Origin of the sequence: Paenibacillus sp. NFR01, from assembly GCF_900111565.1 — a bacterium.
GTDB lineage: Bacteria > Bacillota > Bacilli > Paenibacillales > Paenibacillaceae > Paenibacillus_AQ.
This window is the reverse complement of the sequence record NZ_FOIK01000005.1, coordinates 211,877-237,244: the sequence shown is the minus strand read 5'-3', so window position 1 is coordinate 237,244 and position 25,368 is coordinate 211,877. Positions and strand designations below refer to the sequence as shown.

Below are 25,368 nucleotides of genomic sequence, written 5' to 3'. Positions count from 1 at the left end.
GTTACCCAGCATAACGGGCCGAGGTTAAAAGAACGGGCGTGCCAAGTTTAAAATTGGTTTAAATTTTCCGCTGCCGCTCCGGGATGGAATATCGCGATCGAGGTCCCCTGCTTTGTACTTTCGACGGCCCAGCCGAGCTCCATCCGTTTGAGCAAAAGATCAACGATCGACAAGCCAAGGCCCGCGCCCCGCTTGCCTTCGCCGCCCTCCATGCCCTTGCCGTGGTCTTCGATTATGATGGCGCGCCGTCCGTGAACCGTGTCCGCCGCGATCCGGATATACTGCCCGCTGCCGGCATGACGTACCACGTTCTGGTACAGGTTATCCAGAATCCGCCGGAACCAGCTTTCATCCACTGTCCAATACAGCGGTTCTCCTTCCAGGTCAATCTCGATTTGAAACCCTTCCTTCTCCCAGAGCGGGTACCATGCCGCCGCGCTTTCCCGGACAAGGCGCAGCATCTCCTTCTTTTCGGCTTTGAGCGTCACCTTGCCGCTGCTGAGCAGATTATAAGAGAGCAGATTGTCGATGAGCCCGCTTAAGCTTTCGATCCGCTGATCCATCAGGCCGAGCGATTCCTTCGCCCGCCCGCTTAAGTTTTCTTTATCCAGCACATGCAAATGGCTGCGGATCACCGTCAGCGGGGTACGCAGGTCATGCGACAGATCGGCGATCAGCCGGCGGCGCAGCTCGTCTTCCGCTGCCTCACGTTCCCGGCCCGCGGCCAATTCGCCCACCATCGTGTTGAAGGCGATCTCCAGCCGGCCGATTTCGTCCAGCCGGCCGGGAACGACCGCCTGCGGCAATCCCGAAGCCTCTCTAAAGCTCATCGCGGTCTGCAGCCGCAGCAGGCGTCTGCGGATGCCAATAAAAAACATCCACGACAAGCTGGCGAAAAAGAGGAAAAACAGAAAAAACACGGCAAAATACCAGAGGCTGAACCGGGCACCCTGATCGGCCTTTGTCAGCGCTGCGGGAATCTGCATCACCATAAACCCTTGCCCCGCGTCCGCCTTATCACCCATAAAAGCCACGATGGACACCGGATCGGTGTCCCGGCTGTCTTTCATGTATTGAATCGCAGCTGCAGCATCCCACTTTGCGGGAATGCCTTGCAGCAGCTTGCCGGCAGCGGCACTGTCGGCTCCGGCCGGCTTGAGCTGCAAGCGGGTTGTACCGGCTCCATCGACCCAGAACATCGCTGCCTTGGGGTACGTCGCATGAAGTTTCTTCAGCTTCCCATCCACCGCAGCATCATCTTTGCCCGCCAGGTTCAGCGCCGCCTCATGCCACAGCTTCTCCAGCTTGCCGACGCTGGCATACGCCGCGTTCGCTCCAGGCGGAGCCGGCTTCTGTGTCATGAGGTCAAAAATGCCGTAACCTGCCATTGTGAGCGGCAGCACAACCGGAATAAACAGCAATGCCAGCAGCACGATCAGCAAATAACGGGACAGCAGCGAACCCCGCTGCAGCCGTTTCCGCTTCCGCCCCTTCATGCCCGCACCCGGTAGCCGATGCCGCGCACGGTTTCGATGATTTCCGGAGCCGCCGGATCAAGCTCCAGCTTTTCCCGCAAATACCGGATATGCACCATCAGCGTTTTATCGCCCTCGATATAGCTTTCGCCCCAGACCGCCTCGTAAATCTGCTCCTTGGTCAGAATCTGCCCCAAATGCCGCAGCAGATAGAAAAAAATCTGGAACTGCTTGCCGGTCAGCGTGATCTCCCGCCCGCTTGCCGCCTCGGTAATCCGGTTATCCGCTTCATGCACAATCAGATGCTTCAGCGTAATCGGCCCAGAGGCCGCCGGCCCGCTGCGGCGGAGCAGCACTTCGATCCGCGCGGCCAGCTCATCGGGATGGAACGGCTTCGTCAAATAATCGTCGGCGAACTCCAGCCCCTGCAGCTTATCGTCGATGGAGGAACGCGCGGACAACATCAAGACCGGCAGCGCGGGATATGCCCGCTTCAGCCGCTGCCCGACCGTAAACCCGTCTAGCCCGGGCAGCATCACATCAAGCACCGCCAAACGGCAGCCCTCTGCCGCCTCCACGGCTTCGTCGCCGCTGCGCAGCCAGCGCACGGCATAATCCCGTTCCCGCAAATCGGCGGCGACCGCCGCTCCGATCTCGGGATCATCTTCTATGTACAAAAGCGTTGCGCCCATCGTCATCTTGTCCTTTCCGAATCTGGATAAGATGATTTTACATACATTTCCCGGCAAAAAGCCACCCCCGCCCGAAAGCAGAGATGGCTGATCGTCTCGTTTGCAGCTTTATCTCGAAGCGCCGGCAACCGTTCCCTGCCATACGCCGTGTTCTTCGTTTTTGCCGATATATTCGATCCGGTCCGGCGCAAGCTCCAGAATGACGTAGTCCGGGTCATCCGGCCCTTTGAACCATTTTTCCAGCGACTTGTTCCACAGCTCTCCGCGCAGCTTGTCGTTTTTCGTGACGGACGCAGCCGCTTCGATCTCCAGAATGTTTTTGTCTCCGCCTTGTTCATACCCCAGCAGCAGGAAAACACGCGGATTGCTTTGCAGCTCCTCCACCTTATGTGTTTTGCGGTTCGTGGCCAGATATATATTCAGCCCTTTGTGAAACACCGCCATATAGCGAACCTTCGGTTTATTCCCGGCTTCGATGGTGCCGAACGATCCGAACGGATTTTCGTCCAGCGCCGCGATGATTTTTTTCTCCAGTTCCTGATTATCCATGTTGTACAAGCTCCTTTCTGTTGTCGAACTGTGCCTATAATAGTGTACCCCTTCGGCAAAGATTGAATCCGAGCCCGGATCGGGTAATATGAATATGCGAGTATTTTTGACGATAAGGTGGAGGGTAGGATGGCCAATCCGGCGGCAGAGAAGCAGGAGCCGAAATTACATACCGTTTTGCAGCAGTTTATTTTTCCTTTCTCCATCCGCGACGGCGAGGACGACCGGCTGATTCAGCAGCTGGAGGAAGACGGCTTTACCCGGTTCCATCTGAGCAACAAGAACCTTCAGGACGCTTATTACGGGGAAGGTTATTGCGTATCCCACGAAAAAATGGAGCGCAGCTATTTGCCGTTCGCCTCCCATGTGCTGTTTCCACGCGACCAGGAAAAAGACTCCTTCCGGCGTTTTTCCAAAGCCAATGATTTGCAGTGTACGCTGGAAATGCCCTCGGGGTCGATTGCGTTTCGCGTGCTGTCTACGGATATTTTCGTCTGCCCGTTCCAGCTCGGCTTTCTGACCATCCGGGTCCGGATCGAGGAGGAGCATTTGCCCTTCAGCATGGCGCTCGAATTCGCCGACCGCTTCCGGACGCTGGAGGACATTTCCTATCAGGATAAACATACAACCATTCGCTGCCGGGAGCGGGAATTCGGGGAAGTGGAGGATTTTCTGTTTAAAAATCTTGTCGAAGGGCTGCGGTCCTTTCTCGACGCATCGGAAATCAACGGCGCTTATTTTGAGACCCTGCCTTTTTTCGTGGACGAGCGGATGATGGTGCAGGCCTTTTACGGCTTTGAACGCGGCGACGGCGAGGCGGATGAGCTTTCGGTGCCGCTTCGCTACCGTGCCTCGCAGCTGGACGGGCTGACCATCGAAGGCCGGGCCTATACGAGCGCCAGCGACCCTGATTATATTCAGGCATATTGCCGCGAGCACTCCTATGACCGCTGGGGCCCGGATACGTATTACATGACCAACGAGCAGACGTTCTGCTGCCTGAGCCGGGCCGAGCCGAACATCGCCGTCCAGCTGGCGAACCAGATGTACGGGGAATATTACTACGGACTGCTGTTGAGCCTTTTTCACAAAATCGTCCTGCTGAAGCTCGCCAACCTGCATTCCCGGCTGCGGATTAACCGCGATTACGATGAAATCGAAAACCTGATCTTCCTGATCAACAAATTTTCGGCCAAATTTTATTTCCTGGAGCTGATTTCGCAGTCGCAGGGCCGGGAGATTTTTATCCAGCTGCGCAAAGTCTACGGAAATGATGCGTTGTTTGAGGAAGTTAAAATGACGCTCAGCGACCTGTTCCAGTACCAGGAGAAATTCCAGGCCAAACGCCGTGATACGCTGCTGATGATCCTCACTGTGTTTACCGTGGTCAGCGGCATTTACGGGATGAACCAGGTCATCGACGACCTGAAGGGGAACATCGACTGGAGCAAAATCCGCGGGTACTCTCCGTTTGAGTATCTGGCGCTGTTCGTAACCTTCATCGGCATCGCCGCCAGCATCATCCTGACACTGAAAGAGCTGTGGAACAGCATTCGCAGCCGCCGGCGGAAAAAGTTTTACGCCAAGGAATGAAAGATTAACGCTGGACATCAAGTGAACACGCGTCTATAATACACCGTAGAACGAAGCAATGCCCGGAAACTTCATAGACCCAGGGGTGCTGGAATCGGCCGGCTGAGATTGTATCCCATAAAGATACTGACCCTTATACCTGATCTGGATAATGCCAGCGTAGGAACACTTTACGGTTAAGGCCTGTTTGACAGTACTTGCCACCTTGCGCATTTGCGGCGTCCCGATTGTCGGGGCGCCTTTTTTGTATGGGTATATCGCGGAATTGGAAGACTAGGGTTTGCTGGGAGGAGAGAGAAGAGAAATGGTTATGAGAAAAATGATGGGCACCGCCCTGGCCGGACTGCTGCTGGTTGCGGCCACCGGGTGCGGCGGTAATAACGGAGGCAATGCAAGCGGTGACGTTGGCAATGCGGCAGCATCGCCCGAAGCTTCGCCGGCAGCCACGGCGGCTGCGCCTAAAACGCTGACCAAAATCAAGGTCGCGCTCGACTGGACGCCGAACACGAACCACACCGGGCTGTATGTAGCCAAGGATCTGGGGTATTACGAGCAAGAGGGGCTTGACGTCGACATCGTGCAGCCCGGCTCCGCCGGCGCCGACGCGATGGTCACCTCGGGCGAAGCCGCCTTCGGCATCAGCGCCCAGGAAAGCCTGACGCTGGCCCGCCTGCAAGGCGTCCCGCTCGTCTCCATCGCCGCCATCATCCAGCATAATACGTCAGGTTTTGCCGCGCCGAAGGATAAAGGCATCAAGTCGCCGAAGGATTTCGAAGGCAAAACGTACGGCGGCTGGGGCTCGCCGGCCGAAGAAGCGGCCATGAAGGCGATCATGGATCCCGAAGGCGGCGACGTGAAAAAGGTTAAGCTGGTCAATATCGGCGAAGCCGATTATTTTACCGCCGTCAAACGCGACATCGACTTTGCCTGGATCTTCTACGCCTGGACCGGCATTGAAGCCGAGCTGCGCGGCGAACCGCTCGATATGATCTATCTGAAGGATTACGCGCCGCAGCTTGATTATTACACGCCGGTGCTGGTCACCAGCGAGAAAGAGATTGCCGGACAGCCCGATGTGGTTAAAGCTTTTATGAAAGCCACGTCCGAAGGATATGAATATGCCATCGCGCATCCGGAAGAGTCCGCAGGCATCCTGTCGAAGGCCGTGCCCGACCTGGATCCGAAGCTGGTGCTGGCCAGCCAGAAATGGCTTAGCCCGCGCTACCAGGACGATGCCGCCCGCTGGGGTGAGCAGAAAGAGGAAGTATGGAAAAACTACGCCGACTGGATGTACGGCCTGAAGCTGCTGGATCAGCCGCTGGATGCGTCCAAGGCGTTCACGAACGACTTTTTACCGGCTGAATAATGAAACTAATTGGATAAGATATATTGATGAGAGGATGATTAACCGTGGCAAATACGCTGCTCAGCATTCAAGTAATTCCGAAGACTCCGAACAATGAAGATTCCATTCCTTATGTCGACCATGCGATTCAAGTGATTCAGGCATCCGGCGTCAAACATCAGGTCAATCCGCTGGAGACAACGATGGAGGGCGAACTGGACGAACTGCTGGACGTTGTCCGCAAGATGCACGAAGCACTGATCGAGCACGGCAGCCCGAGCGTCATCTCCCAGATCAAGATCGCCCATAATCCGAACGGCATCAGCATGGACAAACTGACGGAGAAATACCGTCCGTGAGATCGTACTGGAAGCAAATATGGCCGCCCCTTGTGGCGGTCATCTTATTTGTGGCCGGCTGGCAGGTTGCGGTATCCGCCTTCCACATCGAATCCTGGATTTTGCCCAGCCCCGGCGAGATCGGCAGCGAATTCTCCGGCAATGCCTCGGGACTGTGGGAGCATACGGCGGCGACGCTGCGGCTGACCTTGATCGGGTTTCCGATCGGCACCGGCGTCGGTTTTATCGTTGCATTGCTGCTGCATCTGCTGCCTTGGCTAAAGCGTGCGCTCTACCCGCTGCTGATCCTTAGCCAGAACGTGCCTTCCATCGCCTTGGGGCCGCTGCTGATCATCTGGTTCGGCTTTGGCCTTTTGCCCAAAATCGTGCTGATCACCCTTGTTTGCTTCTTCCCGGTAGCCGTGGCCGCTATGGGCGGGCTGGCGCAGAGCGACCGGGTCATGATGAATTATATGAAGATGGCCGGGGCGAGCAAATGGCAGATTTTCGCCAAGCTGGAGCTGCCCGGCTCCTTGCCAAGCTTGTTCTCCGGGTTGAAAATATCCGCGACCTACGCGGTCATGGGCTCCGTCGTCGCCGAATGGATCGGGGCGGATAAAGGGATCGGCTATTATATGCTGCTGCAAAAATCGGCGTACCGCACGGATCGCATGTTCGTTGCCATTGTCATTATTGTACTGCTTAGCCTGCTGCTGTTCGCGCTGATCGCCCTGCTGGAAAAATGGCTCGTGCGCTGGAAACCGCGCGGTCATTCTTGAGAGAGGAGGAAAGGACATGAGCATAGGTTCCGGGATGGACACGGAAATGGAATTAGGCATGGAGCCGGACGTTGATTCGGACAGTCCTTCTACCGGCGGTTTCACACCGCTGGACGGTATAGAACGTAAAGTCCCCGGTGCGGCGGGCTCGGTTAATATGTCGCCGGCGCTTGAAGTTTCCGGCGTCTCGAAGTCCTTCACGCACCGTCGCCGCACGACGGCCGTGCTGGACAACGTCTCGTTGACCGTGCAGCCGCAGGAGTTCGTCTCCATTGTCGGCCCCTCGGGCTGCGGCAAAAGCACGCTCTTTCACATCATCGGCGGCCTGACGGCGCCGGATTCCGGGACGGTGCGCATGAATGGCGTCGACGTCACCGGCAAACGCGGCGAGATCAGCTACATGCCGCAGCAGCCGGCGCTGTTCCCGTGGCGGACCATTGAGGACAATGTCCTGCTCGCCTTGGAGCTCAAGGACAACCCGCGCGGCGCGGCGCGGGAAACCGCCCGCGGGTGGCTGGCCAAGATCGGCCTCGGCGGCTTCGAGCGGGCTTACCCGCATATGCTGTCCGGCGGCATGCAGCAGCGGGCCGCTTTTTTGCGGGCGCTGCTGGCCCCGCAGGAGCTGATGCTGCTCGACGAGCCGTTCAGCGCGCTCGACGCGCTGACGCGCAGCGAGATGCAGCGCTGGCTGCTGGAGCTGTGGGAGGAGAACCGCCGCTCCGTGCTGTTCATCACCCACAACATCGAGGAGGCGCTGCTGCTCTCCAGCCGCATCTACGTCTTCTCCGGCCGTCCGGGCTCCGTGCTCCAGACGGTCGACGTCCCGTTCCCGCGGCCGCGCCGCGAGGAAATCGCCGACGAGCCGGAGTTTATCCGGCTCAAGCGCCAGCTCTCGCAGTGGATGCGCGAGGAGCAGGCGAAGGGCGCCGCCGCGGGCACGAAATAACGGCATCTCTGCCGTTATTCGCGCCAATGCGGCGCCTTCGTTGGAGGCCATCGCCGCCTCCAACAACACCAAAAGGCGCAACCGGATTCTCCCGGTTGCGCCTTTAACTTTGCCCGCGCCAGTACCCGGGCGCGGGCGATCCTGCCGCTCCGCCTACCCGGAGCGGCCAGCTACCTGCGCATAAAGCCCCGCGCGCGCAGGAAATCCTGCATGTGCAGCCGGACGGGCTGCGCCAGCCGCTGTGCCATCGTCGCCGACCAGGCGACGGCCTGCTTGCCGCCGGTGCGCTCATGCATATACGCCGTATATGCATCGTCGTACAGGGCGACCTGCTCCGGCTGCGCGGCTGCATCATAACGCTCATGATGCAGTACCGCCTTCAGCGGCAGCCGCGGACGGAGGCCATTCACGCCGGCCGGGTAACCGAGGCACATGCCGAAGACCGGGTACACCAGCTCCGGCAAGCCCAGCAGCTGGGACAGCTCCGCGCTGTTATTGCGCACGCCGCCGATATAGACGATGCCGAGGCCGAGCGACTCGGCGGCCACGGCGGCATTCTGCGCTGCCAGTGCGGCGTCGATGGTGGCGACGAGCAGCTGCTCCGTCGTATCTTCATACGTCTCGCCGCCGTCTCCATGCGCAGCCGCCGCACCGCGCAGGCGGTACAGATCGGCGCACCATACCAGGAACACCGGGCACTGCTCAATATAGGCCTGGTTGCCGGACAAAGCCGACAACTGCTGCTTCAGCGCCGCATCCCTGACGGCGATTACGCTGTATGCCTGCACATTGCTGGAGGTCGAGGCCATCTGCGCTGCGCCGACGATGGCTGCAAGCTGCGCCTCGCTGACCGGCCGGTCCTGATATTGCCGGACCGACGTATGCCGCCGCAGCAGCTCAATCGTCTCGCTGGTCACGGTGCCCGCCGAATCCCCCGCTTGATTATCCGCTTCATTGCCCATTCCATTCCGCTCCTTTGCGCCTCTATCTTTCTATAACTTTACCCGCTGCAGCCGCAGCGCATTCAGCACGACCGAAACCGAGCTGAAGGCCATTGCCGCCCCGGCGAGCCAGGGAGCAAGAAATCCGAGCGCTGCGATCGGTATTCCAATTATATTATAGGCCAAGGCCCAGAACAAATTTTGCTTGATGTTCTTCATCGTTTTGCGGCTCATCAGGATGGCGTCGGGAATGCTTTGCAGGTCGCCGCGCATCAGCGTCACATCGGCCGCTTCCATCGCCACATCCGTACCGGTGCCGATGGCCATGCCGGTATCTGCCGTCGCCAGAGCCGGCGCATCGTTGATGCCGTCGCCGACCATCGCCACCTTGCTCCCGCCGCTTTGCAGCCTGCGGATCTCGGCGGCTTTGCCTTCCGGCGGCACCTCGGCCAGCACCTTGCGGATGCCGGCCTGCGCGGCAATCGCCTCGGCGGTGATACGGTTGTCGCCCGTGATCATCACGATCTCGATGCCCATTGCCTGCAGCCGTTCTACCGCGGCCCGCGAGGTCTCCTTGATCGTATCGGCAACGGCAACCACGCCGAGGATCGCGCCTTCCGCGGCAACCAGCATGGCCGTCTTGCCTTCACGTTCCAGCCGGGTCATCACGGCTTCCCAAGGGGCGATGTCAAGGCCTTGCTCATCCATCATCCGCCGCGTGCCGACCAGCACCTGTTGCCCATCCACCGCAGCGATAATGCCGCGGCCCGGCACGTTACGGAACTGTCCTGCTTGCGGCAGTACCAGTCCGCGATCTGCCGCGCCCGCGACAATTGCTTCGGCCAACGGATGCTCTGACAGCTTCTCCGCCGCCGCCGCAACGGCCAGCACGCGGTTCTCCGCCGTTTCTTTACCGTGCGCGGTAATTCCGGTGGAGGTCACAATATCCGTCAGCACCGGTTTGCCAAGCGTGACGGTCCCCGTTTTATCCAATACGACGGTCTTTATCGCCTGCGCGGCCTCCAGATGTTCGCCGCCTTTAAACAGGATGCCGAACTCCGCGGCGCGGCCGGAACCGGCCATGATCGAGGTCGGCGTCGCCAAGCCAAGCGCGCAAGGGCAGGCGATGACCAGCACGGCGATCGCTTTTTCCAAAGCCTCGGCAAACTGTCCAGGCGCGCCCCAGATAAACCAGATCGCAAAGGTCACCAGCGCGATGCCGACGACAATCGGCACAAAGATCCCCGAGATCACGTCCGCAATCCGCTGGATCGGCGCTTTCGACCCCTGCGCTTCTTCCACGACCCGGATGATTTGGGCCAGCGCCGTGTCGCGGCCGACCTTGCGGGCTTTCACCCGCAAAACGCCGTTTTTGTTCAGTGTCGCCCCGATGACGGCATCGCCCGGCTTTTTTTCCACCGGGATGCTCTCGCCGGTCAGCATCGACTCATCCACCGCAGACAAACCTTCGATGACCTCGCCGTCGACGGGAATTTTCGTCCCTGGCTTCACCAGCACGAGGTCCCCCGGAATGACCTCTTCGACCGGAACCGTAATTTCCTGTCCGTCCCGTTCAACCAGCGCCGTCTTCGCCTGCAGGCCCATCAGGCTGCGGATCGCATCCGACGAGCGGCCTTTGGCCAGCGCTTCAAACCATTTGCCGACCAGGATCAGCGTAATCAGTAGGGCGCTTGTTTCGTAATACGTCTCCACCGTATGGTCCATCCCGCTCATGCCCAGCGATTCGAAGCTCAGGTACAAGCTGTAAAAATACGCCGCCGACGTCCCCAGCACCACCAGGACATCCATATTCGCGCTGCCGTTTTTCAAAGCCTTATAGGCGCTCGTATAAAACTGCCAGCCGATCAGGAATTGCACCGGAGTGGCAAGCGCCAGCTGGAACCACGGATTCATGAACAGCTCCGGGACCGGCAGCCCCGAGGTAAACGAAAAATGGCCGGCCATCGCCCACAGCAGCGGCAGCGACAGCAATCCGGAAAGGATCCATTTGTTGCGCTTGTGCGCGATCAGCTCTTCGCGTTTACCGTTCTCCTTGCGTTCCTGCTTCAGCTCCGCTTTGTAGCCGATGCTGCTTACCTTCTCCATAATCGCATCCGGCGTTACATCCCCGGGAGCATATTCCACATGGGCCGTCTCCATGGCCAGGTTGACGTTGACCGAAGAGATGCCGGGCATTCGGCCAAGCACCTTTTCGATCCGCGCCGAACACGCCGCGCAGGTCATTCCGGTAATATCGAAATCCGCCGACTGTCCGCTGCCGGCAGGTTTATTTGCTGTTTCCATGATGTGAACACCTCTTTTCATACCCCATAGGGGTATACTGGATTGAAAAAGAAAAGGCATGGCCTCCCGGACCTGTCCGGTCCTTGGCGATCCAAGCCTTCCTTATGCAAAATTCAATTAAACGACGTCGTAGCCTTGATCTTCGATCGCCGCTTTAATATCATTCAAAGTCACTTTGCTTTCGTCGTATTCTACGGCAACGGTTTTGGCTGCCAGATTAACTTTAGCCGCCGCGCCTACGCCGCTTACCGCCTTCTCTACTGCGCTCACGCAGTGGTTGCAGGACATTCCTTCGACATTAAGTGTTGCGTTGCTCATGACTATATCCTCCTTGGAAATAAATAATGGGTTATTTCATCAGCTTATTGACTGTGACCAGCAGTTCGTCGATCACTTCATGCTCGCCGGCTTCAATCCGCTCGATGATGCAGCTCTTCATATGGCCCTCAAGCAGCAGCTTGCCGACGCTGTTCAGCGCAGACTGTACGGCTGCCAACTGGTTCAGCACATCGTCGCAGTACGTATCGCGCTCGATCATTCCCTTGATTCCGCGAATCTGGCCCTCGATCCGGTTCAGCCGGGTCGAAAGTCCGTTCTTGAACTCGGGGGAATGATGGCTCTTGCGTACTCCCGCCGGGGAGTGGCAATCCTCTTCGCAGGCGTGTCCGGCATGGCTTTGTTCGTTGGTAGACACAACAATCAGCCTCCTTGGCTTAACTATAATATACCCCCCATGGGTATGTCAATCACATCTCGCCGAATTCTTCGGGCATACTGAAAGCAATGCAGCGCCCCTCCCGGAAAGATTCCAAGCTAAGTTAAGCTTTCGCGGGAACCCCAACAATCAAAATAAAGGGTTGCCACCCTATTCAAATTTGACTATAATTAATTCAGTTTTTAAGTTTATTCCAAAAGGAGCCAATAAAGCATGCATTCGAAAGAGAGCAATTTGAAGCTTGTAGTTGTCGGCCTGCTGCTAGGTATACTCATGTCCGCCATGGACAATACCATTGTAGCTTCAGCTATAGGCACGATTGTTGCGGATCTCGGCGGACTCGACAAAATCGTCTGGGTCACCTCCGCTTATATGGTCATGGTTATGGCCGGCACGCCGATCTTCGGCAAGCTGTCCGATATGTACGGCCGCAAGCGGTTTTTCATCTTCGGACTTGTCGTTTTCCTGGCCGGCTCCGCACTTTGCGGAACGGCAACAACCATCACCCAGCTCAGCATTTACCGGGCGATTCAGGGGATCGGCGGCGGCGCGCTCATGCCGATTGCGTTTACGATCGTCTTCGATATCTTTCCGCCGCAAAAGCGCGGCAAGCTGACCGGGCTGTTCGGAGCCGTCTTCGGCGTGTCCAGCGTTATCGGCCCGCTGCTCGGCGCGTACATCACGGATTATGTCAGCTGGCAATGGGTATTCTACATCAATGTGCCCATCGGCATCGTCGCCTTTTTCCTGATCTTCCTATTCTACAAGGAATCGGTTCAGCACAATAAGCAACGCATTGACTGGGGCGGAGCTTTCACGCTGGTCGGCGCGATCATCTGCCTGATGTTCGCCCTGGAACTGGGCGGCAACCAATACGCTTGGGATTCGGCACAAATTCTCGGGCTGTTCGCCGGCTTTGCCGTACTGATCATTTTGTTCCTCTTAATTGAAAGACGGGCGGCGGAGCCGGTCATTTCCTTCGAAATGTTCGGCAAGCGGCTGTTTGCCACAAGCTGCCTTATCGCCTTTTTCTATGGATCGGCGTTCATTGTGGCAACGATTTATATTCCCATCTTCGTTCAAGGGGTATACGGCGGATCGGCCACCAACTCCGGCCTGATTCTGATGCCGATGATGATCGGCTCCGTTATCGGCAGCCAGACCGGCGGCCTCCTGACCAGCCGGACCAGCTTCCGCAACATCATGCTGATTTCCGTGGTGTTCTTCGTTGCCGGCGTTTTCACGCTGGGCACGCTGTCTCCGGATACGTCGCGGCTGATGCTGAATGTATTTATGGCACTGACCGGCTTTGGCGTCGGCTTCTCCTTCTCCACGCTGAGCATGTCGTCGATCCATCATTTTGATATGCGCCAGCGCGGGTCGGCAACCTCGACCAACACTTTCATGCGTTCGCTCGGCATGACGCTCGGCATCACCATCTTCGGCATCATTCAGCGCAACAGCTTTACCGATAAGCTGAGCAGCGCCTTCGGCGACAACGCCCAGACTGCTTCCTTCGGCGATCCGCGCGCGGCGCTGACGCCGGAAGCCCGGGCCAAAATCCCGGCCGAGGTCCTGGACAAAATTACGGCCGCCCTGTCCTCATCCGTTGCCCAGACCTTTATGTGGGCACTCGTTCCGGCGGTGCTGGCCGTCGTATTCGTATTGTTCATGCCGGGCGACCGCTTGAAGGATAAGACTTCGCCGCCGGCGCCGCAGGGCTCACCCTCCAAAGGGTAAGCCGCCATGTCCATGAAGCTTGTCATTCTCGGTTTGCTGCTGGAACGGAACATGCACCCGTATGAGATCAAGCTGGTCATGAAGGAACGCGCGATGGACCAGCTGATCAAGCTGCAAATGGGCTCCTTGTATTATGCCGTGGATAAGCTGGCTGAAGAAGGGCATATCGAGGCTCTGGAGACCATTAGCAGTAGCGACCGTCCGGATAAAACCATTTACCGGATCACCGAACGCGGCAAGGCGCTTTTCGAGCAGCTGATCCTGCAGCAGTTGAAAAAAATCGATCAGATTTTCCATCCGCTCTACGTTGCCCTGGCGTATTCCCTCTACATCGACCAGAGCAAGCTGGAGAAGCTGCTGGAGGAACGGATCCGCCATTCGGAGCATCAGGTCAATTTCGCTTACCAGGTCTACGAAGAGCATATTTCGGTCGTTCCCCGTTCCGTGCTGCATCTCATGTACGGCAGATATGAGCATCACCTGACCGAGCTGAACTGGCTGCGCCGTCTGCATGCGGACGTCGCCGCCCGCAGATTGAACGAAAAAGGCCAGCTGCTTGAACTGGATACGAATCGCGAACCCCTGCAATAAGTCTATTCCAAGGCCCGGATTCCCACGATACGGAATCCGGGCCTTTTTATGTCCTGCAGCATTTCACCCTTTTGAGAAAAGTCCTCCGGGGTAATAAAGAAGTATAAACCACTTCAGAAAGGCGGGTTGTACCATGAAATCCAACGACGGCAAGCTGCAGGGCGATCGGCGCGATCATCCGGAGCAGTATCCGACGGATCGGCCAAGCCTGTTCGACCGGTTCGAAAGCGAACGGAATGTGGATCCGATCCCGATGGAGGATTTGAACTTGGAAAAGCAAGAGGAAAAGGATAAGGAAGGCACTAAACACCGCTCCTCAAGTGACAAAAAATACCACACCGGCTTCTAACGATGTACAATGGCAATGAAGTAAAATTTATCGAAACGACGGAGGGTACACTGTGCCAACTACGCTTCCACTGAACCAGCGGGGAATCCCCGCCAGCCGCATCGCGCTGGGATGCATGGGCATCGGCGGGGAATGGAACCGCGAACCGGTCACCGCGGCGGAATTAAAGGAAGGCCAGGCAGCCGTGGAGGCTGCGCTTGCGGCCGGCATCAATATGTTCGACCATGCGGATATTTATACCCGCGGCAAGGCCGAAACGATTTTCGGTACGATCCTGAAGGACCATCCCGGGCTCCGCGACAAGATCATTCTTCAGTCCAAATGCGGAATCAAACTGATGGAACCGGGCGATCTCAGCAATACCTTCGATTTCTCGAAAGAGCATATTCTCAGCAGCGTCGACGGCACCCTCGCCCGGCTCGGCACGCCTTATCTCGACATCCTGCTGCTTCACCGCCCGGACCCGCTGATGGACCCCGAGGAGGTCGGCGAAGCGCTGCGTCTGCTGAAGGCTGCGGGGAAAGTCCGCCACTTCGGCGTTTCTAATATGAGCGCTGCGCAGATCAGGCTCCTTCAGGCCCATTGCGATGAGCCGTTTATCGTGAATCAGCTGCATATGAGCCTGGCGCGGCTGGATTGGATCGAAGCCGTGATCGGCATCAACCGTGAGCCATGGCGGGAGATTTCCTTCCCCGAGGGTACGATTGAACATTGCCGGCTGGAAAACATCCAGATCCAGGCCTTTGGACCGCTTGCTCAAGGTTTGTTCACCGGGCGTTCTCTGGAAGGGCAGCCGGAACGGGTCGCGAACACGGCGGAAATGATCCGCAGGCTGGCCGAAGAGAAGGGCGTTTCCCGCGAAGCGATTCTGCTCTCCTGGCTGATGACCCATCCGGCCGGAATTCAGCCGGTAATCGGTACCGTGAATCCGCAGCGGATCGCCGCTTGCATGGAAGTAGAGGGACTCGAGCTGAGCCGGAAGGAATGGTACGATCTGTTCGTAACGGCACGCGGAAGGTTCATATAAGAATAAGGCAAGATGCAAAGCCGGCACACAACAGTGTGCCGGCTTTTTTTGTTCTTAATAAAGAACATTTTACAAAAAACAGCGATATCAAGAGATATATAGAGATTTTCGGTCATATATGTGCTTTATTAAGAACATTTTCAGCGAATTCGCATTTTTCTTTTTCCCGGGAGGCGTGTATGCTTTCCCTATACAAACGTTCTTAATTAAGAACGAATATAACGAATAAGAAATTTGTTATGAGAGGAGGCCTTCCTCTGTATCCCAGATCAGCCAGACGGCGAAAACGTAGTCGGTCCAAAATAGGACTTAAAATCCTGCAGTCGGGCATGGCGGTATCCGTGCTTCTGCTGTATACCTCCAGCCAAATCGGCGGCACTTACGGCAACTTTAGAAATACGTTGGAAGAGAACAGCTCCATCGAGCTGTGCAGTGTATTCCCTGGCCAAATTGAACAGCTGCTGAATGAATTCGACCGGCACGTCGATACCCTGATTGAATTGAAATCGAAGCTGACCGGTTATTCGGGCAAGTCCGGTTACTCCCCTTCGGCCGATATCTCGGCGATGACGCTTCCCGAGCTGGATCAGGCGGCGCAGGAGCTATCGGGGCAAATGGCCTCGGCAGCCGCAGACATCGAGCAGCTGGATCAGCAATTGAAGCTGAATGCCGGCGTCTGGGGACAAATGCTGCAGGAAGCGGCAAGCACAGCAGCCGTCCTGCAAAAAATCGGAGGCTATATGCTGAACAGTGATCCGAATTGCCTGGAAATCCGCGATGCCCAATTTTTCGAAAAATTCCGCAGCCATGTGGATCAGAGCAATGTAATCTCTGAAACGCTCGCCGAAACCTTGGCTGGAATCATCAAATATTTAAGCTCCATCCATGAACTGGACAGCGCCGCACCGGAGGGCTCCGGCGGTATTCTGTTCGCGGCCGTTGCACCGGATTTCCCGGCTGAGGAACCGATCCTGAGCTTCATGGCCCGAACCGCGGACCCGGCGGATTCCGGCATTTCTTCTTCTCTCCAATCCGTTTACGACGGATTAAGCGCAGATATGAACGCCTCTAAAGATGCCTTAAATTCAGCGGTTTCCGGCATGCAGGCCCAGCAGCAGCAAATTGCCGACGCCAAAGCAAAACTGGAGGCGGAAGCGAAAGCCAAAGCCGAGGAAGAAGCCAAAGCCAAGGCAGAGAAAGAGGCCAAAGAAAAAGCCGAGAAAGACAAGGACGCCGAGAAGAACAAGGATGTTGATAAGGATAAGGACGCCGAGAAGGATAAGGACACCGGGAAAGACAAGGATGCCGGAAATAATGAAGCCACGCCAAAAGCAGGCGACGGTCCGGGCAATGAATCCGGCAAAGACACGGATAAGCAGGACGCAGCGCCTCCTCCTCCTTCCGAAGACAGCGTAGACAACCTTGCCGATTCCCCTCCGCCTTCAGCGGAGTCCACCGCTCCGGTAGCGGATAAAGCAGTACCATCGACGGCCAACGAAGAAACCAGCGGCATTGAGCCCACTTCAGCAACCGAACCTAGCAAAGGCGGCGAGTAAACCATGCTTATTAAAAAACTCATCAGCAAAACAATTACCGGTATTGTCTTTCTCTGCTTCATTCTGCTCGTAGTGGCCGTGGTCATCTCCAAGGCCTCCGGCGGCGAGCCTGCATTTTTTGGCTATCAGATCAAGACCGTGCTTTCCGGCTCCATGGAACCGGGAATTCATACCGGATCGATTATCGCGATTAAGCCCGGTGGCGATACAGCCCGCTTCCAGCAGGGCGACGTCATTACCTTCCGGAGCTCCGAGAACATTCTGATCACCCACCGCATCGTAAACGCCGAGGTTAACAAAGCGACCGGCGAAGCGACCTACACGACCAAAGGCGACAACAACAACGCTGCCGATCAGGAAGCAGTTAGCTCAACCAATGTCGTCGGGCAATACACCGGGTTCACCATCCCTTACATTGGTTATGCTATGAACTTCGCGGTATCCAAGGCGGGCAGCGTGATGCTGATGATTGTTCCGGGTCTTCTCCTGCTGCTGTATGCCCTCTATTCTTCCTGGAAGGCCGTTACCGCTCTGGAAAAGAAAAATACCGGCACTGGCGATTCCGACGCTTTGCCTAAAGCTCTGCAATAACCGATTGTCCTCTCCCGTTTACGAAACGAGGAGCAACAATAAATTTTCCATTCCTACCAAAAAAACCACGCGAAAGGATTGAACTCATGAATATCAAAAAAACGCTTGGACTCGGTGTTATATCGGCTGCGCTCGGCTTGACCATGATCGGCGGAGGAACCTTTGCTTACTTCAGCAGTACGGATACGAGCAACGCTTCGTTTAACAACGGAACTTTGCTGCTCAATACCGATCCTTCCGTCCTGCTTGATTTGAGCAAGCTGAAACCGGGCGATACCGTCAAGCGGGATTTCCTCCTCAAAAACGACGGTACGCTGAATATTCCAAAGGTGCTTTTGAAAACAGCCGCGACGGTAACCGATGCCAATGGCGACAACGGAAACCACAACTTGAAGGATGACATCATCATCACCTTCCTCAAGAACCAAGACAAGGCTACAACCGAACTGCTGGTCATCTCCTTGGCCGATCTTGAAAAACAATCGCCTGACCTGGTAGCCAGAGGAATTTTGGGAGGATTTTTAGGCGGCGAGAAATCCGGCCTGAAGGCCGGCGACAAGGATACGATGACCGTGCAGTTCGCTTTCAAGGATACGCTGACTCCGCAAAACTATTACCAAGGCGACAAGCTGCAGCTGAACTGGTCGTTCCTGGCTAACCAGGAAGCCGGCGTCGCGAAGTAATCCGCACCCGTTTACAACCATTAAAACTATAAAACCAACATTTAAGGAGGATTTATTACATGGGTATCAAAAAAACATTGGGTCTTGGCGTAGCATCGGCAGCACTGGGGTTGTCTCTGATCGGAGGCGGAACCTTCGCATACTTTAGTTCGACGGCAACCAGCACGGCGACCTTCGCTGCCGGTACGCTGAAGCTCTCCTCGATTCCGGAAACGATCGTCAACCTGACCAACATGAAGCCGGGCGATTATGCGGTCCGCAATTTCGCTCTGAAAAATGACGGCACGCTGGACATTAAGCTCTTGACGCTGGGCACCGCTTACAACGTAACCGATGCCAAAGGCGACAATGCCTCCGCCGATCTGGGCGCCCATTTCAAAGTGAAAATCCTCGACAGCAGCTACACCAGCGGCCCGCTGGCCGGTCACGTGCTGAGCGAAATCAGCCTCAAGGACCTGAAGGCTATCACCGCCTATGACCTGATCCTGAACGGAGCCATTCCGGGAGGCATCGCCGCAGGCGACACCAAAAATTTCAAAGTAGCCTTTGAGTTCGTCGATAACGGCCAGGATCAAAACGTGTTCCAAGGCGACGGCCTTTCCCTCACTTGGACCTTCAACGCCTTCCAAGGCATTGGCGAAGCTAAATAAACATTTTAAATCTAAAGCCAAAACCGGCATCTCCTCCCTTTTCCCGGGCTGGAAATGCCGGTTTTCTACTTCCCATCCCCCTCTGCATCCTGAAAATGATTTTTGTCCGTTTTGCGAAAATTTGTTATACTAGTAGCGAAAATGCAGGTTTCTTTTCACGGTGAAGCGAACCCGTTCGCTTTCAAATATCAAATGTACGGAGGGGCGTTGTAATCGTGCAAGATAACATGGGAAGTCGCATACACCAGCTTCGTCTGGAGAAGGGTCTATCCTTATCAGAGCTAGCGGACAAAGCCGATGTGGCGAAATCATACTTGAGCAATGTCGAGAGAAATATTCAATCCAACCCCTCTATTCAATTCATCGAAAAAATCGCCGACGCCCTTCAGGTTTCCATTCATGCGCTCCTGTACGGAGATATGAATGAGTCCGATGATTCCTCCCTGGATGGGGAATGGCTCAAGCTTGTACATGAAGCGATGTCATCCGGCATCAGCAAACGCGAATTCAAGGAATTTTTGGACTACCAGAAATGGCGGCTTGACCAAAAGGAGTCCTAAGCGCATACAAAAAAGGCACGGCGTAAAACGCCGTGCCTTTTTTGTATGTACTCCCTGCAGCTTCACATCGCCTGAAGTGCCCGTTCGTGAAGGAATCTGCGAATTTCTTCTACAGGAAGCCCCGCCTTTTTGGCCGAGATCATCAAGTGCACCCATTCCAAATCCAGATCAACCGACATGAACTCCACATTTTTCCCCTGGTTGGACTTATCCAAGAAATCTCCTCCTAAGATTTTGCGTCCCCAGGCAGTCCGGCCGTCGTCGTATTTCTACATTAGACCCGAGACTTTGTGCCCCTGTCTTTCGGCAGGTTTACCCTTTACTGGATCCTTCCGGTGAAAGGATCTGACTAGCTCACGTGTAAGCGTTCTTTTGCAAGTACATTATATAATAATGTCGCAAAAGAATGTGTCGAAACATGAAACCTTTTTAGCGAAAAACTTGAGATTGTAAGGCCTTTCTTGACAGATTGGTGTGAAGAATAAGTATAAAATAAAAAAACATAAAACACGCACAGTATGTATGTCTCTTCTACCAGATATCCCGACACGTTTTATAGGGATACTTACCCAATTTTAAAAATTTCAATCAGTAATTTTAAGTAAAAATTGAAAAATAAAAAAGTCTTTTTAATTCAGCATTTTTATAAACAAAATTTATCGTTTATCCGCAACGATCTCCTCCTGAATCATGCCGTTTTGCGAACGGATTACACGAAAGTATGAATTGATTACCAGCCTCGAAAGTAGCACAATAGATGTGGAATGAAACCGCAAACATCGCACCTTCACCCGCTGCCCCCTCCCGGGCCGATCGGGCGGAGTATCCGTTAGGAGGATGTATTCATGGCAGCCAAAGAGCTCTCGCAGGACTCCATCTGGAACAAGTATTACGGGCCCAACCTAGGCTATATCCAAGAAAAATACGAGCAGTTCTTGCAAGACCCGAATTCCGTGGAACTTCACTACCGCGATCTGTTTACGGCCTCGGGTCCCCCTCCCCTGTCGCCTGCAGCTTCCGCGCCGCAGCCTCAGGCCATCACGGGTGATCTGGATTTGCTCAAAAAAGCGGTCCGCGCCTCTAAACTGATCGCCAACATTCGCATACATGGCCATTTGGCCGCCGATATCGACCCGCTGGAGCGGACAAAGCATTCCATGCTCAAATGGCTGGAGCCGGCTGCTTACGAGTTAACCCGTGAAGATCTGGCCGCCATGCCCGCTTCGCTGATCTGGGATAACGTCCCTCCGGGCGTGCAGACCGCCTGGGATGCCGTCAACCGCATGCGGCAGGCGTATACCCGGACCCTTGCCTTTGAATTCGGCCATGTGCGCGACGAGCAGGAGCTGCTCTGGCTGAACCGGCAGGCCGAGTCGCCGGATGTTCCCCCGCCGCTGACCCCGGCGGAGCGTAAAGAACTGCTGAAGCGTCTCATTCAGGTCGAGCAGTTTGAAACCTTCCTACACAAAACCTTTGTCGGCCAGAAACGCTTCAGCCTGGAAGGCAATGATGCACTGGTGCCGATGCTCGACGAAATCGTCAAAGCGGCCGCACATGACGGAGCGGAAAACATCTTAATGGGGATGGCACACCGGGGACGGCTGAACGTGCTGGCGCATATCTTAGGCAAACCTTACGAAATCATTTTTTCTGAATTCCACCATTCGCCGAACAAGGAGCTGTTTCCTTCGGAAGGCTCGATGGGCATCAACTACGGCTGGACCGGCGACGTCAAATACCATCTTGGTGCCGACCGGGCCGTCCGCGAGGGCGAAACCGTCCGTACCCGCATTACGCTTGCCAACAATCCGAGCCACCTGGAGTTCGTCAATCCGGTGGTCGAAGGCTTTACGCGGGCGGCTCAGGAGACCCGCAGTGAAGCGGGAATGCCGAAGCTCGACACAAATAAAGCCATGGCGATCCTGATGCACGGCGACGCGGCGTTCCCCGGCGAAGGCATTGTGGCCGAGACGCTTAATATCGGCAAACTTAAAGGTTATCAGAACGGCGGAACGGTGCATATTATCGTCAATAACCGGATCGGATTTACGACCGAAAGCGAAGATTCCCGTTCTACGCACTACGCCAGCGACCTGGCGAAAGGATACGAAATTCCGATCGTCCACGTCAACGCAGATGATCCGGATGCGTGCATTGCCGCCGTGCGTCTGGCCTGCGCGTACCGTTCCCGGTTCAAAAAGGATTTCCTGATCGACCTGATCGGCTACCGCCGCCATGGCCATAACGAAATGGATGATCCGGAAACGACCCAGCCGCTGGTATACGGCAAAGTCCGCACGCACCCGACCGTCTACCGCATTTATGCCGAGCGGCTGCAGCGGGAAGGCATCATCCAGGCGGAAGAGGTTAAGCAAATGAACGCCGATGCCGAAGCGGTACTGCAGCAAGCGTTCGAGAAAATGAAGGAAGGCGGCCAGAAGCAGGGCGAGACAAAACCTGTTGTTGCCTTCGACAAGGAGGACCTCGTCACGCGTTCAACCGCCGTTCCGCTTTCGGCGCTGGCCGATATCAACCGCGAGCTGCTGAGCGTCCCGCAGGACTTCACCGTCTATCCGAAGCTCGAACGCATTCTCCAGCGGCGCAAAGACGCGCTTCAGGACGGCGAGCGGGTGGATTGGGCACTGGCCGAAGCATTGGCCTTCGCTACGATCCTCAAGGACGGCACGCCGATCCGGCTGAGCGGGCAGGACTCCCAGCGCGGCACGTTTGCCCACCGGCATCTGGTGCTGCATGACAGCGAGACCGGCAAGCTGTTCTCGCCGCTGCACCAGCTCAAGGATTCGAAGGCTTCCTTCGGCGTGTACAACAGTCCGCTGTCCGAAGCCTCCGTGCTCGGCTATGAATATGGCTACAATGTGTTCGCTCCGGAGACCTTCGTACTGTGGGAAGCCCAATACGGCGACTTCGCCAACTGCGCGCAGGTTATCATCGATCAGTTCATTGCCGCCGGCAGAGCCAAATGGACGCAGCGCAGCAATCTGACCATCCTGCTTCCGCACGGCTACGAAGGCCAAGGGCCGGAACATTCCAGCGGCCGGCTGGAACGGTTTTTGCAGCTTTCCGCCGAGGAGAACTGGACCGTCGCCAACCTGACGACCGCCGCGCAGTATTTCCATCTGCTGCGCCGCCAGGCCGCATTATGCGGGCATCAGGGCGCCCGTCCGCTGGTCATCATGGCGCCGAAGAGCCTTATCCGCAACGCTCGCAGCACCAGCCCCGGCGTCGACCTCGCCTCCGGCGGGTTCCAGGCGGTGCTTCCTGAGCCGCTGCTTGGCAGTAAGCCCGCCGAAGTTAAACGGCTGGTGGTCTGCAGCGGCAAGGTCGCAATCGATCTGCAGACCGAACTGGAATCGCGCAACGAAGACTGGTCCTGGTTGCATATCCTCCGCATGGAGCAGCTTTATCCGTTTCCGGAACGCGAGCTTGCCGCCTTCCTGGCCACCTTCCGCTCCCTGCAGGAAATCGTCTGGGTGCAGGAGGAGCCGAAGAATATGGGCGGCTGGAGTTATGCCGAACCGCGCCTGCGCAAGATTGCGCCAAGCGGGGTAAACGTCGCCTACATCGGCCGTCCGGAGCGTTCCAGCCCGGCCAGCGGCTACGCCGACGTGCACAGCTTCGAGCAGCGGCGGATCGTTTCGGAAGCCCTGAAAATCAACTCGCAAGTACAAGCGCCAGTGCCGTCGTCCTAATCCGGCGGCGGTATCACGATAACGAAACTACTACGTTTGGGGAGGTAACGGCCTGTGTCCGAAATCAAAGTACCCGATCTGGGCGAATCCATTTCCGAAGGAACCATCTACAAATGGCTGGTGAAAGAAGGCGACACCGTCGGCCAGGGGGATGTGCTGGCTGAGCTTGAGACCGACAAGGTGAATCTGGAGATCAGCGCGGAGGAGGACGGCGTGATCGCCTCCATTCTGCGCCAGGCCGGCGAGAACGTCGCCGTTGGCGAAGCCATCGGCCTGATTGCCGCCGGCACGGGCGCGCCGCAGCAATCATCGCCTGCTGCGGCCGCAGAGGACGGCGCGGTCGCCGTCGCCGCGCCGCCTGCAGCTCCGCCGGCGCCGCCAGCGCCGGCGGCTGTCGAGCCCGCCGAAGATGCGGCGGGCGGCGGTGCTTCCGCAGCCCTGGCTTCGCCCGGGGCGCGGAAGCTGGCCCGGGAGCGGGGCATCGACCTCGGCGAGGTCAGCGCCCGCGACCCGATCGGCCGGATTGCCCAGGCCGATGTGGAGAGCCACGGCGCAGCGGGGGCCGCTGCGCCAGCCCCGGCTCCGGCGCCGCAGGCCAAGCCGGAGCCGCCGAAGCCTCAGGCTGCGGCCGCGCGGCAGCCTGAGAGCGGCAAGGCCGTCGAGCGCAAGCGCATGTCGCGCCGGCGGCTGACGATCGCCAGCCGCCTCGTCGAAGCGCAGCAGACCGCGGCCATGCTGACCACCTTCAACGAGGTGGACATGACCGCCATCCTCGACATCCGCAAGCGCCGCAAGGACGGCTTTAAGGAAAAGCATGACGTCGGGCTTGGCTTCATGTCCTTCTTCACCAAAGCGGTGATCGGTGCGCTCAAGGCGTATCCGCTGCTGAACGCCGAAATCGACGGCGAGGATTTGCTCATCAAAAAGTACTATGATATCGGCATTGCCGTAGCTGCCAAAGAAGGGCTTGTCGTTCCGGTCGTACGCGACGCGGACCGTCTGAGCTTCCCCGAAATCGAGCGGCAGATCGGCGAACTCGCCTCCAAAGCCCGTGCCAACACGCTCAGCCTGCAGGAGCTACAAGGCGGAACGTTCACCATCACCAACGGCGGCGTATTCGGTTCCCTGCTTTCGACGCCGATACTGAATACCCCGCAGGTCGGCATTCTCGGCATGCATAAGATCCAGCTCCGGCCGATCGCGCTCGACGAGACGACCACCGTCAACCGGCCAATGATGTACATCGCCTTGTCCTACGACCACCGGATCGTCGACGGCTCCGAAGCCGTCAGCTTCCTGGTCAAGGTGAAGGAACTGCTGGAGGATCCCGAGGCGCTGCTGCTCGAAGGCTAAGCCCAATACACATCAAATCAAGGCATTCCCGGCTCCCGCCGCGGAATGCCTTTTCTGTTCTTTTTCTTTGTTCTTTTTGTTCTTTTCGTAGCTAATAAAGATAGCGGAGTCTCCAAGCCACTCCCGTCATCGCCACGCCATCCGGAATATGAGATAATGAACAACACTTGTTTTTCGGGGAGGAAGAGAGGATGCTTCATAGCGAAGAGGATATTTTACAAGCCGTTCAGGAAGATGAATGGATGATGGATGTTTTACGGGCTGCCAGTACTTTGGAATTGCGGGATTGGTGGGTCTGCGCGGGTTTTGTCCGCTCCAAGGTGTGGGATATGCAGCATGGCTATTCAGGCCGGACGCCCCTGGCGGATGTAGACGTCATTTACTTCGATTCCTCAAACGCCAAGGAATCTAACGAAAAAGCTTTGGAGGCCACTCTGATGCAGCGGATGCCGGCTGTACCCTGGTCGGTCAAAAACCAGGCCCGGATGCATACGGTGAACGGCGTGGCTCCCTATACCTCCGCCTCCGACGGTATGGCGAAGTTCCCGGAAACGGCTACGGCGCTGGGCCTCTCGCTGAATACCGGGGGAGAACCGATATTATGCGCTCCGCATGGCATACAGGATGCGCTTACCGTCACCGTTCGCCCCACGCCGCATTTTCTAAACCGCCCGGAGCTGCATGCCATCTATGAGAAGCGGGTAGCATCCAAACGGTGGGAGAAAGTATGGCCGCAGCTACGCATCATCCCGATCGCAAACCCAGCGGCACAATAAGCGGGCGGCAGTATCAGACAACGCGCACATGATCTCTTCTGCTGCCCTGAACCAACAAAGCCGCCCGCTGCCGATCTTGGCAGTACGGGCGGCTTTGTGCCGCAA

At 56.7% G+C, this 25,368-nt stretch carries 25 protein-coding genes and 2 riboswitches; of the genes, 17 read left to right on the top strand and 8 right to left on the bottom strand.

Translation table 11 applies throughout. The annotated features are described in order from the left end of the window. Positions 1 to 47: 47 nt before the first annotated feature. From BMW84_RS20290 to BMW84_RS20280, 3 genes are all read right to left on the bottom strand, one after another. Entirely contained in the window at positions 48 to 1,496 is a 1,449-nt protein-coding gene (locus BMW84_RS20290) for a sensor histidine kinase (protein ID WP_091071506.1), read from the bottom strand. Then, a complete protein-coding gene (locus tag BMW84_RS20285; protein WP_091071602.1) occupies positions 1,493 to 2,167 on the bottom strand; it encodes a response regulator transcription factor in 675 nt (224 codons plus the stop codon). Before BMW84_RS20285 ends, BMW84_RS20290 begins: the two co-directional genes overlap by 4 nt. Before the next feature lie 108 nt (positions 2,168 to 2,275). After that, on the bottom strand, positions 2,276 to 2,716 hold the full coding sequence (locus tag BMW84_RS20280) for a pyridoxamine 5'-phosphate oxidase family protein (RefSeq protein ID WP_091071505.1): 441 nt from the start codon (positions 2,714 to 2,716) through the stop codon (positions 2,276 to 2,278). A gap of 129 nt (positions 2,717 to 2,845) precedes the next feature. Between BMW84_RS20280 and BMW84_RS20275 the strand changes: the two genes are divergently transcribed. The 5 genes from BMW84_RS20275 (at position 2,846) to BMW84_RS20255 (ending at position 7,717) form a co-directional block, all read left to right on the top strand. Next, on the top strand, positions 2,846 to 4,309 hold the full coding sequence (locus tag BMW84_RS20275) for a hypothetical protein (protein ID WP_091071503.1): 1,464 nt from the start codon (positions 2,846 to 2,848) through the stop codon (positions 4,307 to 4,309). 71 nt (positions 4,310 to 4,380) lie between these two features. Continuing rightward, a riboswitch (TPP riboswitch) is annotated at positions 4,381 to 4,492 on the top strand. Positions 4,493 to 4,613: 121 nt separating this feature from the next. After that, positions 4,614 to 5,675 (top strand): ABC transporter substrate-binding protein, encoded by a 1,062-nt coding sequence (locus BMW84_RS20270; RefSeq protein ID WP_091071502.1) that lies wholly within the window; start codon positions 4,614 to 4,616, stop codon positions 5,673 to 5,675. 44 nt (positions 5,676 to 5,719) lie between these two features. Continuing rightward, positions 5,720 to 6,013 carry a thiamine-binding protein gene (locus BMW84_RS20265; protein WP_091071500.1) on the top strand — a complete coding sequence of 98 codons (294 nt, stop codon included), beginning with the start codon at positions 5,720 to 5,722 and terminating at the stop codon, positions 6,011 to 6,013. Continuing rightward, positions 6,010 to 6,771 (top strand): ABC transporter permease, encoded by a 762-nt coding sequence (locus BMW84_RS20260; protein WP_091071498.1) that lies wholly within the window; start codon positions 6,010 to 6,012, stop codon positions 6,769 to 6,771. The genes BMW84_RS20265 and BMW84_RS20260 overlap by 4 nt, the downstream gene beginning before the upstream one ends. A 157-nt stretch (positions 6,772 to 6,928) precedes the next feature. Beyond that, positions 6,929 to 7,717, top strand: coding sequence for an ABC transporter ATP-binding protein (locus BMW84_RS20255; protein ID WP_091071600.1), 789 nt, complete (start codon positions 6,929 to 6,931; stop codon positions 7,715 to 7,717). A 170-nt stretch (positions 7,718 to 7,887) separates the two neighbouring features. Here the strand turns inward: BMW84_RS20255 and nfsA are convergent, their stop codons facing one another. The 4 genes from nfsA to BMW84_RS20235 all read right to left on the bottom strand — a co-directional run bounded on the left by nfsA (position 7,888) and on the right by BMW84_RS20235 (position 11,656). After that, positions 7,888 to 8,679, bottom strand: coding sequence for an oxygen-insensitive NADPH nitroreductase (gene nfsA, locus BMW84_RS20250; RefSeq protein ID WP_091071497.1), 792 nt, complete (start codon positions 8,677 to 8,679; stop codon positions 7,888 to 7,890). A 30-nt stretch (positions 8,680 to 8,709) separates the two neighbouring features. Then, entirely contained in the window at positions 8,710 to 10,962 is a 2,253-nt protein-coding gene (locus BMW84_RS20245) for a heavy metal translocating P-type ATPase (protein WP_091071495.1), read from the bottom strand. 117 nt (positions 10,963 to 11,079) lie between these two features. After that, positions 11,080 to 11,280: a copper chaperone CopZ gene (gene copZ, locus BMW84_RS20240; protein ID WP_091071494.1), complete on the bottom strand. Its 201-nt coding sequence runs from the start codon at positions 11,278 to 11,280 to the stop codon at positions 11,080 to 11,082. A gap of 31 nt (positions 11,281 to 11,311) precedes the next feature. After that, on the bottom strand, positions 11,312 to 11,656 hold the full coding sequence (locus tag BMW84_RS20235) for a metal-sensitive transcriptional regulator (protein ID WP_091071492.1): 345 nt from the start codon (positions 11,654 to 11,656) through the stop codon (positions 11,312 to 11,314). A 234-nt stretch (positions 11,657 to 11,890) separates the two neighbouring features. On the opposite strand from BMW84_RS20235, the gene BMW84_RS20230 reads away from it, so the two are divergent. The 9 genes from BMW84_RS20230 to BMW84_RS20190 all read left to right on the top strand — a co-directional run bounded on the left by BMW84_RS20230 (position 11,891) and on the right by BMW84_RS20190 (position 19,424). Next, complete coding sequence (locus BMW84_RS20230; RefSeq protein WP_091071491.1) at positions 11,891 to 13,417, top strand: MDR family MFS transporter; 1,527 nt, start codon at positions 11,891 to 11,893, stop codon at positions 13,415 to 13,417. 6 nt (positions 13,418 to 13,423) lie between these two features. Then, the gene (locus tag BMW84_RS20225) at positions 13,424 to 14,008 is read left to right on the top strand and encodes a PadR family transcriptional regulator (protein ID WP_091071489.1); all 585 of its coding nucleotides are present in this window, start codon (positions 13,424 to 13,426) and stop codon (positions 14,006 to 14,008) included. 133 nt (positions 14,009 to 14,141) lie between these two features. Next, complete coding sequence (locus BMW84_RS20220; protein WP_091071487.1) at positions 14,142 to 14,357, top strand: hypothetical protein; 216 nt, start codon at positions 14,142 to 14,144, stop codon at positions 14,355 to 14,357. Between the two features lie 52 nt (positions 14,358 to 14,409). Next, on the top strand, positions 14,410 to 15,384 hold the full coding sequence (locus tag BMW84_RS20215; RefSeq protein ID WP_254773059.1) for an aldo/keto reductase: 975 nt from the start codon (positions 14,410 to 14,412) through the stop codon (positions 15,382 to 15,384). Positions 15,385 to 15,713: 329 nt separating this feature from the next. Further along, complete coding sequence (locus BMW84_RS24870) at positions 15,714 to 16,940, top strand: hypothetical protein (protein WP_091071485.1); 1,227 nt, start codon at positions 15,714 to 15,716, stop codon at positions 16,938 to 16,940. A 3-nt stretch (positions 16,941 to 16,943) separates the two neighbouring features. Then, positions 16,944 to 17,531 carry a signal peptidase I SipW gene (sipW, locus tag BMW84_RS20205; RefSeq protein WP_091071483.1) on the top strand — a complete coding sequence of 196 codons (588 nt, stop codon included), beginning with the start codon at positions 16,944 to 16,946 and terminating at the stop codon, positions 17,529 to 17,531. A gap of 86 nt (positions 17,532 to 17,617) precedes the next feature. Then, positions 17,618 to 18,214 carry a TasA family protein gene (locus BMW84_RS20200; RefSeq protein WP_091071482.1) on the top strand — a complete coding sequence of 199 codons (597 nt, stop codon included), beginning with the start codon at positions 17,618 to 17,620 and terminating at the stop codon, positions 18,212 to 18,214. A 59-nt stretch (positions 18,215 to 18,273) separates the two neighbouring features. Further along, on the top strand, positions 18,274 to 18,864 hold the full coding sequence (locus BMW84_RS20195; RefSeq protein WP_091071480.1) for a TasA family protein: 591 nt from the start codon (positions 18,274 to 18,276) through the stop codon (positions 18,862 to 18,864). A gap of 227 nt (positions 18,865 to 19,091) precedes the next feature. Continuing rightward, positions 19,092 to 19,424: a helix-turn-helix domain-containing protein gene (locus tag BMW84_RS20190; RefSeq protein ID WP_254773066.1), complete on the top strand. Its 333-nt coding sequence runs from the start codon at positions 19,092 to 19,094 to the stop codon at positions 19,422 to 19,424. 62 nt (positions 19,425 to 19,486) lie between these two features. Here the strand turns inward: BMW84_RS20190 and BMW84_RS24545 are convergent, their stop codons facing one another. Continuing rightward, positions 19,487 to 19,639 carry an anti-repressor SinI family protein gene (locus BMW84_RS24545; RefSeq protein WP_254773058.1) on the bottom strand — a complete coding sequence of 51 codons (153 nt, stop codon included), beginning with the start codon at positions 19,637 to 19,639 and terminating at the stop codon, positions 19,487 to 19,489. A 27-nt stretch (positions 19,640 to 19,666) separates the two neighbouring features. Continuing rightward, a riboswitch (cyclic di-GMP riboswitch) is annotated at positions 19,667 to 19,751 on the bottom strand. A gap of 518 nt (positions 19,752 to 20,269) precedes the next feature. Between BMW84_RS24545 and BMW84_RS20185 the strand changes: the two genes are divergently transcribed. The 3 genes from BMW84_RS20185 to BMW84_RS20175 all read left to right on the top strand — a co-directional run bounded on the left by BMW84_RS20185 (position 20,270) and on the right by BMW84_RS20175 (position 25,263). Beyond that, positions 20,270 to 23,134: a 2-oxoglutarate dehydrogenase E1 component gene (locus tag BMW84_RS20185; protein WP_091071477.1), complete on the top strand. Its 2,865-nt coding sequence runs from the start codon at positions 20,270 to 20,272 to the stop codon at positions 23,132 to 23,134. 54 nt (positions 23,135 to 23,188) lie between these two features. After that, positions 23,189 to 24,487, top strand: coding sequence for a 2-oxoglutarate dehydrogenase complex dihydrolipoyllysine-residue succinyltransferase (gene odhB, locus BMW84_RS20180; protein WP_091071476.1), 1,299 nt, complete (start codon positions 23,189 to 23,191; stop codon positions 24,485 to 24,487). Between the two features lie 191 nt (positions 24,488 to 24,678). Next, a complete protein-coding gene (locus BMW84_RS20175; protein WP_091071474.1) occupies positions 24,679 to 25,263 on the top strand; it encodes a nucleotidyltransferase family protein in 585 nt (194 codons plus the stop codon). Positions 25,264 to 25,368: the final 105 nt, after the last annotated feature.

Bases quoted from the DNA above. Each gene is read 5' to 3' on its own strand.
- BMW84_RS20290 (WP_091071506.1), bottom strand. From the start codon at position 1,496: ATGAAGGGGCGGAAGCGGAAACGGCTGCAGCGGGGTTCGCTGCTGTCC.
- BMW84_RS20230 (WP_091071491.1), top strand. From the start codon at position 11,891: ATGCATTCGAAAGAGAGCAATTTGAAGCTTGTAGTTGTCGGCCTGCTG.
- BMW84_RS20190 (WP_254773066.1), top strand. From the start codon at position 19,092: ATGGGAAGTCGCATACACCAGCTTCGTCTGGAGAAGGGTCTATCCTTA.
- BMW84_RS20225 (WP_091071489.1), top strand. From the start codon at position 13,424: ATGTCCATGAAGCTTGTCATTCTCGGTTTGCTGCTGGAACGGAACATG.
- BMW84_RS20220 (WP_091071487.1), top strand. From the start codon at position 14,142: ATGAAATCCAACGACGGCAAGCTGCAGGGCGATCGGCGCGATCATCCG.
- BMW84_RS24870 (WP_091071485.1), top strand. From the start codon at position 15,714: ATGGCGGTATCCGTGCTTCTGCTGTATACCTCCAGCCAAATCGGCGGC.
- sipW (WP_091071483.1), top strand. From the start codon at position 16,944: ATGCTTATTAAAAAACTCATCAGCAAAACAATTACCGGTATTGTCTTT.
- copZ (WP_091071494.1), bottom strand. From the start codon at position 11,280: ATGAGCAACGCAACACTTAATGTCGAAGGAATGTCCTGCAACCACTGC.
- BMW84_RS20200 (WP_091071482.1), top strand. From the start codon at position 17,618: ATGAATATCAAAAAAACGCTTGGACTCGGTGTTATATCGGCTGCGCTC.
- BMW84_RS20285 (WP_091071602.1), bottom strand. From the start codon at position 2,167: ATGGGCGCAACGCTTTTGTACATAGAAGATGATCCCGAGATCGGAGCG.
- nfsA (WP_091071497.1), bottom strand. From the start codon at position 8,679: ATGGGCAATGAAGCGGATAATCAAGCGGGGGATTCGGCGGGCACCGTG.
- BMW84_RS20280 (WP_091071505.1), bottom strand. From the start codon at position 2,716: ATGGATAATCAGGAACTGGAGAAAAAAATCATCGCGGCGCTGGACGAA.
- BMW84_RS20195 (WP_091071480.1), top strand. From the start codon at position 18,274: ATGGGTATCAAAAAAACATTGGGTCTTGGCGTAGCATCGGCAGCACTG.
- BMW84_RS20185 (WP_091071477.1), top strand. From the start codon at position 20,270: ATGGCAGCCAAAGAGCTCTCGCAGGACTCCATCTGGAACAAGTATTAC.
- BMW84_RS20275 (WP_091071503.1), top strand. From the start codon at position 2,846: ATGGCCAATCCGGCGGCAGAGAAGCAGGAGCCGAAATTACATACCGTT.
- BMW84_RS20245 (WP_091071495.1), bottom strand. From the start codon at position 10,962: ATGGAAACAGCAAATAAACCTGCCGGCAGCGGACAGTCGGCGGATTTC.
- BMW84_RS20255 (WP_091071600.1), top strand. From the start codon at position 6,929: ATGTCGCCGGCGCTTGAAGTTTCCGGCGTCTCGAAGTCCTTCACGCAC.
- BMW84_RS20175 (WP_091071474.1), top strand. From the start codon at position 24,679: ATGCTTCATAGCGAAGAGGATATTTTACAAGCCGTTCAGGAAGATGAA.
- BMW84_RS20270 (WP_091071502.1), top strand. From the start codon at position 4,614: ATGGTTATGAGAAAAATGATGGGCACCGCCCTGGCCGGACTGCTGCTG.